The following is a 5,165-nucleotide window of genomic DNA, read 5'->3' as shown; positions in this document are numbered from 1 at the left end:
TCCGCGAACTCCCTTAAAAGCTCATTATTGATGATTTCTATTCCCTCAAAGTCTTCCGCCGGAACACCTAGTACGGCACTGAGGAAAGCGACTAGCAGATCTTTATTTTTTTCGTCTCCAAAGATTAGCTTGAACACGAAGTCTACTTTTGGTGACATTAGAAATCTATCGTCAGTTGGTGTTTGTTTGGTTTTACTCTTCTTGCTCCCAGCCATATTAACTTCATCCTCTCTCCTCTCTCCAGTTATATAGATATCATTTTAGCAAATCCACCGTAGTTTCACACACTCACCAGCAGACAACCCTTATTATTATCAAAACTAAACCTAACTGCACTATGGCTCCATTATACAACAACGCACATATTAGTTCCATAAAAAGGAATGGTTTGTGCTAGACATTTCTTATTTTTTTATATGTCTCAGTTACCAAGAGGTTCAGAGTTTTGACGAATGTAACTCAACAATATTAAGTAACATAGTCGCCCCCTAAAGGGATTCGACAAATTGCGGGAAGTACCAGTCCCCGACCGACCTATTATCTTGACCATCAATGTATAAACACGGTAGCAGCATGTTACTGTCCGACGTTTTGGCATTGACAACGACGGAGCCTAAAGGCATGGGTCCTTGGGAACTTCCACAGATGACGGTGTTTTTTCGGTATCCGATAAAAAACTTGTTTTGATTGACTTTGGTACGTTGTCTGCCGACTTTGGCATCATTATCTGAAAAACGAGGCGGACATGTACATTTCTCGGGAGTCTTGCAGGTGCACTCCTTTTTAAACCCACCCACTGCCGCAAAAACAGGACGAGAATCTAGCGCACCAATCATCAAGTTTAGAAAACCGTCCATTTGCTCTGCCTGACGTAAAAGGGGTTTAGATAGCTCATTAATCGTTGTCTCTTCAATTCCCAACTGTGCACGAAAGCGACTTAAGGCTGCGTGACTCGGTATGCTAGTTCCTTTAATTCCGAGGAAATTGCGATAGTCCTGATGTTTGGGTTTGGACAACTCTGTGCACATTTGCCGAAATGAGGAAAATTCAGGACGAGTAAAATATAAAACATGCATGCGAAATAAAATGACTGCATCCCAAGGCTTACGTCCCCGTGGATCAAGGATGGGGCGGGGGAACAGAAAGCGGATATATTCATCTTTAATGAAAGAAAGATAATCAATGAGATCCGCATCAAAACCAAGTGTGCTATAATAAAGGGGTGAGAACATGTCTATTTGAATATGCAAGATTTGCACCTCTTCCTGTGTGATAATTTTGGTTCGTCACCTTTATTTTACCACACCATGGATAGAGGTGTAATTATTTCCTCGAAGAACTTACGTTTGGTGCATTTTAACTTTTTGTAACAGACACTAATAGAAAACTAGCTGTTTTTGGAATAAAAGACTTTAATATATCTGTAAATGACAAAGAGGATTTCCATTTTAGATTTGATAAAAAAGTTTGCTTGAAATGTCCGCATGTTGAACAATGCCTTAGAAAAAATAAAAATGGTAAATATCTTGTAAGAAAAGTTGAAATATCCAGTAGATACGATGTTGTACTGGACGGTTTAAAAAGGAACCAGACAATGGCATTTCAAGAAGCTTCAAATAAAAGATACAAGGTAGAGAGACGTTTTGCGACCATGGTAAGAAATCATGGTCTTAGAAGATGTAGATTCATAAAACTTGCTGGCGCAAAAATTCATATTACCTTAGCAAATATGGCATGCAATATTGTCAGGATGGTAAACTTGCTCACACCATCTAGCTTCGCTATGTCATAAATTTGAAGAGAGCTCCAAAACATGAGCTCAATTAGATAATTCAGTTCTAATATAGACTAAAATTATTAAATACTAATCCAAAATCGAATAAATTCTTGAAAAACTTGATGTGTTTAATGAATATTTATAAAGATGATGATGAGGTCTTCATTTTTAGGCTACTTTTTCGGAGGTTTCTCAGGCACCGGTCCCCTGTCAGATCCGACGCCGCGAACAGGCTGTTTATGACGCGGCGCAGGCTTTATTCGGTCTGGCGGTGCATCCGGTGATCGACGTACTCTATAGGAAAAACTTTGAGCTGGTCGATGAATAGCCGACCGAAAAATCCGATTGAAAGGAGGTGGATAAGTTGGTGTCAGGCACCGGTCCCCTTCTCGACAAATTCCGAGAATACCAGACCCTTAGATATACGGGGGTTCTAGGGTTTCTTTTTGATGTCACTTGGTCTTGGTCCAATTGGTCTTGGTAATTCTTTAACTGGCCCAGTAAAGATAGGTTCACGTCTTGAACTCATAAAAATACCACCTCTATGAGTATTTATGCCCATGGGTGGTACTCGTTAATCAATCCGCATATAATATTTCGAAAGTTTCAATTGATCTAAGGTCTAAAATCATCCCGTATTCGGGAGAATGGGTACGTATCACCTGTCCATCGCTATTAATATCGTTGATTTCGGTTACATAGATTAAACGATTTTCTCTTTGAACATCGATATATTTAACGTATCCTTCGTGTTTAATCCCGTCTCTTGAAAAAATAATCCAAATTCCGTTTCTTGCCTTCGTGCAATAGTCCGGGTCAAATAGTGTTGCGTATATATTGGGTGGTTCGACTTTGCCTTTAAACCATTTAACCTTAGAAATCAAATTATAAAGGAACTCTGTTTGATTTATCTGATAGACGGCAATTCCAAAAAGAAAACTAAAAAAAATAACAACAATAGCGGAAATCACAGGGTGTAGCGTCAGAAATTCCAAAATATTTATCTTCCAAGCATCGGCAACCACATATAGGATTGCATATATAATAGAGCTATATAATAAGCTCTTGTAGGTGATTTCCACTTCCGATGCCTGCTTACTTTTCCTGTACAGAGAATTAATGATAGAATGGACAAAAAAACCAGGTAAAATAAAGAGAATAATCAGATAAATAGAGGCTGAATCTATCAAATTCATTTATTAACTACAGCCTTATCGGTTTGCTTATTGACGATAGTAGAGGCTTTAAGAATTGGTCTCGCTTCGCTAGGTCTTTGTCCTTTAGGCTTGTCCAATTTTGAAACGCCACCGCGGAATATAACTTCTCTGTTAGTCATAAAAGCACCTCCTTAAGAATATATTAACATATTAAGCTAAAATCTCCTATATCTTTGTCAAAATATTGCTAGACTAACTCGACCATAATTCCAGATTAACCCAATTACGCCTATTGGGTTAAGAGCAAGACGCTCCCTTGGGGGAAGGGATGGGCTAACTTGCTCTTTTGCTTTCAGTTGATTATTCGAACGACAAAAGTTGCGAACGCCACATCAAACATCCACTATAGCACACGCATGGAAATATTACACAGTTATAAGGACAATTATTGAGCTGTTCTCAACTTATTGATCGATAACTCTATAACTTTCGCAGAGCATATTACAGTTATTCCATTCAAAGTCATATTTGCGTCCGATAATGAGGGTTACGTTGAGTAAGAGCCCCTCGTTCAGGCCAGTTTCTTTGTCCTAGCAAATTGTGTCTTCCATGCTTGGGGTCATTAGCCCCAGTAGCCCATTCTTGTCTTATGAATTGTGTGCCAAGCATTTTTAATTTCTTAAAGAAGCCTCTTTATAATACGTACTGCACGTGTTATAATTAATTTAATAAGTGAGGAGGTAAAACGAATGCGATTCCGGGAACTTGAAAAAATACTCAAAGATGATGGGTGGCAATACGTGGACACAAAAGGTTCGCACCACCATTACAAACATCCAACAAAGCCCGGAAAAGTTACGATACCATTTCACAATACTGACTTAAAAACCAAAACAGCAAACTCTATCCTAAAGCAAGCGGGGTTGAAATAGCCTCCCTTGCTAAGGAATTCGATAAACTAAATTAATAATTCGGAAGGAGAATATCATATGAAACTGATTTATCCAGCTTGCTTTTACCCCTGTGAAGAAGGCGGCTATACCGTAGTGTTTCCCGATTTACCAGGATGCGTAACCGAGGGAGACACCTTAGCTGAAGCAATGGAAATGGCAGTTGACGCCTCTTCAGGTTGGCTATTAACTTCAGTGGAAGAAAATAACCAATTACCCAAAGCCTCAAATATTAAAAACGTGATCCCTGATGAATATGAGAATGGCTTTGTTAGCCTCATCGGTGTTGATTTAGATGAATACTCGCAAAAGCACGGAAATAAAGCGATCAAGAAAACTCTAACGATCCCCGCATGGTTAAACACTATTGCAGAGGTGAACAACGTCAATTTTTCACAAGTCCTACAAAATGCCTTAAAAGACCAACTTGGCATTAACAATTAACGAAATATAATAAATCAGCAGCTTAAATCGGCTGCTGATTTATTATATTTTTGGCTTTGGGTCCTATAATGGGTATTACGTTTAGTATGAGTCTTGTTTCAGGGCAGTTTTTCGGTTTGATTACAACAACTACTCGGTTCCAGTTAGGTACGTCAACAAAGAGGTAACGGTAAAAGGATACGGTAACGAGATATTCATTCTGTATCGCAGTTCCGAGATAGCGCGGTATTCTCGGTGTTACCAAAGAAGAACCCTAGTTTTCACAAGCTAAACAATAAGTTGATAAGTTGGTGTCAGGCACCAAGATCCTTGGCACCGAGATCCTTCCCCCCTGTGACCATGACCAGTTTCTCGAGCAGAACTTAGTTTGATAGTTCTGCTTTGAGCTTCTGCACGATTTCTAGGGGCAGATCAGTTATCTCAGCAATGTCTTCTAAAGACAATCCCTTTTTCACTGCGTTTCGAGCTGCCTCCAACTTTCCTTCTGCCTTTCCTCTATTCACCGCTGTCTCTATCCTCGTTAGCTGGTCACGAAGCTCGGCTTCTCTGGCATCGTACAGCATTCTTGCCTTTTCATCCTTACTAATGATCTGCAATAAATCATAAGCTTTTTTGATGTCCTTATTCTTTTCTGCTAACATCTCAATCACTCCTTTTGATTTTGCATCTAGAAATTCCATCCATTCAACGATTCGGTCATTCTCATCTCTTGGAATAGACAAATCTGCCAGCTTTACGATCTCCAGGAAATGGACCTCTAAGATATCCGTCAACCTGTATCCGGTTTCGTCCTCTGTCAAATGATAGCTGGAGTACAACTTTTGAAGTGGGGTACAT

Annotated in this window: 8 protein-coding genes; 3 read left to right on the top strand and 5 right to left on the bottom strand. The window is 39.4% G+C overall.

Annotation, left to right across the window (positions count from 1 at the left end):
- Together JL57_RS07920 and JL57_RS07915 are read right to left on the bottom strand one after the other, a co-directional pair.
- Nucleotides 1–215 (bottom strand): PD-(D/E)XK nuclease family transposase (locus JL57_RS07920; protein ID WP_034141520.1); only part of this gene is annotated, 215 nt, incomplete at its 3' end.
- Nucleotides 216–488: 273 nt separating this feature from the next.
- Entirely contained in the window at nucleotides 489–1,250 is a 762-nt protein-coding gene (locus JL57_RS07915; protein WP_034141519.1) for a transposase, read from the bottom strand.
- Between the two features lie 152 nt (nucleotides 1,251–1,402).
- Here JL57_RS07915 and JL57_RS36305 point away from each other — a divergent pair, with 152 nt between their 5' ends.
- Nucleotides 1,403–1,792, top strand: a complete 390-nt coding sequence (locus tag JL57_RS36305; RefSeq protein WP_366556996.1) for a transposase — start codon at nucleotides 1,403–1,405, stop codon at nucleotides 1,790–1,792.
- A gap of 563 nt (nucleotides 1,793–2,355) precedes the next feature.
- Here JL57_RS36305 and JL57_RS07905 read toward each other — a convergent pair.
- Together JL57_RS07905 and JL57_RS33850 are read right to left on the bottom strand one after the other, a co-directional pair.
- Nucleotides 2,356–2,973 (bottom strand): DUF6338 family protein, encoded by a 618-nt coding sequence (locus JL57_RS07905; RefSeq protein WP_034141517.1) that lies wholly within the window; start codon nucleotides 2,971–2,973, stop codon nucleotides 2,356–2,358.
- On the bottom strand, nucleotides 2,970–3,113 hold the full coding sequence (locus tag JL57_RS33850; protein ID WP_291299834.1) for a hypothetical protein: 144 nt from the start codon (nucleotides 3,111–3,113) through the stop codon (nucleotides 2,970–2,972). The genes JL57_RS07905 and JL57_RS33850 overlap by 4 nt, the downstream gene beginning before the upstream one ends.
- Nucleotides 3,114–3,683: 570 nt before the next feature.
- On the opposite strand from JL57_RS33850, the gene JL57_RS07900 reads away from it, so the two are divergent.
- Together JL57_RS07900 and JL57_RS07895 are read left to right on the top strand one after the other, a co-directional pair.
- Entirely contained in the window at nucleotides 3,684–3,866 is a 183-nt protein-coding gene (locus JL57_RS07900; RefSeq protein ID WP_034141516.1) for a type II toxin-antitoxin system HicA family toxin, read from the top strand.
- Between the two features lie 57 nt (nucleotides 3,867–3,923).
- Nucleotides 3,924–4,328 (top strand): type II toxin-antitoxin system HicB family antitoxin, encoded by a 405-nt coding sequence (locus JL57_RS07895; protein ID WP_034141515.1) that lies wholly within the window; start codon nucleotides 3,924–3,926, stop codon nucleotides 4,326–4,328.
- 362 nt (nucleotides 4,329–4,690) lie between these two features.
- Here JL57_RS07895 and JL57_RS07890 read toward each other — a convergent pair.
- Nucleotides 4,691–5,165 (bottom strand): Rpn family recombination-promoting nuclease/putative transposase (locus tag JL57_RS07890; RefSeq protein ID WP_034141514.1); only part of this gene is annotated, 475 nt, incomplete at its 5' end.

Source organism: Desulfosporosinus sp. BICA1-9 (assembly GCF_000802135.1).
This window is presented reverse-complemented; position numbering and strand designations above follow the sequence as displayed.

Coding starts and splice junctions, on each gene's coding strand:
- JL57_RS07905 (WP_034141517.1), bottom strand. CDS start 2,973: ATGAATTTGATAGATTCAGCCTCTATTTATCTGATTATTCTCTTTATT.
- JL57_RS33850 (WP_291299834.1), bottom strand. CDS start 3,113: ATGACTAACAGAGAAGTTATATTCCGCGGTGGCGTTTCAAAATTGGAC.
- JL57_RS07900 (WP_034141516.1), top strand. CDS start 3,684: ATGCGATTCCGGGAACTTGAAAAAATACTCAAAGATGATGGGTGGCAA.
- JL57_RS07895 (WP_034141515.1), top strand. CDS start 3,924: ATGAAACTGATTTATCCAGCTTGCTTTTACCCCTGTGAAGAAGGCGGC.